Annotated in this window: 1 protein-coding gene; it reads right to left on the reverse strand. The window is 63.1% G+C overall.

All coding sequences use genetic code 11. The features are described from left to right. Positions 1 to 1,023, reverse strand: a 1,023-nt coding sequence (gene tuf / locus HMPREF3113_RS13165) for an elongation factor Tu (protein ID WP_070473263.1), incomplete at its 5' end; no start/stop codon positions are given.

A 1,023-nucleotide genomic window follows, 5' to 3' on the forward strand; every position in this document is an offset into this window, starting at 1 on the left:
TTACTCGAGGATCTTGGAGACCACGCCGGCGCCGACGGTACGACCGCCTTCACGGATGGCGAAGCGCAGACCTTCGTCCATGGCCACCGGGTTGATCAGGGTGACAACCATCTTCACGTTGTCGCCCGGCATCACCATTTCCACACCTTCCGGCAGTTCGCAAGCGCCGGTGATGTCGGTGGTACGGAAGTAGAACTGCGGACGGTAGCCCTTGAAGAACGGGGTGTGGCGGCCGCCTTCATCCTTGGACAGGACGTAGACTTCGGCGTCGAACTTGGTGTGCGGCTTGATCGAACCCGGCTTGGCCAGGACCTGGCCACGCTCGACGTCGTCACGCTTGGTGCCGCGCAGCAGCAGACCGGCGTTGTCACCTGCCTGACCCTGGTCCAGCAGCTTGCGGAACATTTCCACGCCGGTCACGGTGGTCTTCTGGACCGGACGGATACCGACGATTTCGATTTCTTCGCCGACCTTGATCACGCCGCGCTCGATACGACCGGTCACCACGGTGCCGCGGCCCGAGATCGAGAACACGTCTTCCACCGGCATCAGGAAGGGCTTGTCGACGTCACGCTCCGGGGTCGGGATCCAGCTGTCGAGAGCTTCGACCAGCTTGATCACGGCCGGCACGCCGATCTCGCTCTGGTCGCCTTCCAGCGCCAGGCGGGCCGAACCCGAGATGATCGGGGTGTCGTCGCCCGGGAAGTCGTACTTGCTCAGCAGCTCGCGGACTTCCATTTCGACCAGTTCCAGCAGCTCGGCGTCATCGACCATGTCTGCCTTGTTCAGGAAGACGACGATGTACGGCACGCCGACCTGACGCGACAGCAGGATGTGCTCGCGGGTCTGCGGCATCGGGCCGTCAGCAGCGGAGCAGACCAGGATCGCGCCGTCCATCTGGGCAGCACCGGTGATCATGTTCTTGACGTAGTCAGCATGGCCCGGGCAATCGACGTGGGCGTAGTGACGAACGGTGGATTCGTATTCGACGTGCGCGGTCGAGATCGTGATGCCACGTGCCTT

The organism is Stenotrophomonas sp. HMSC10F06 (assembly GCF_001807865.1).
GTDB lineage: Bacteria > Pseudomonadota > Gammaproteobacteria > Xanthomonadales > Xanthomonadaceae > Stenotrophomonas > Stenotrophomonas bentonitica_A.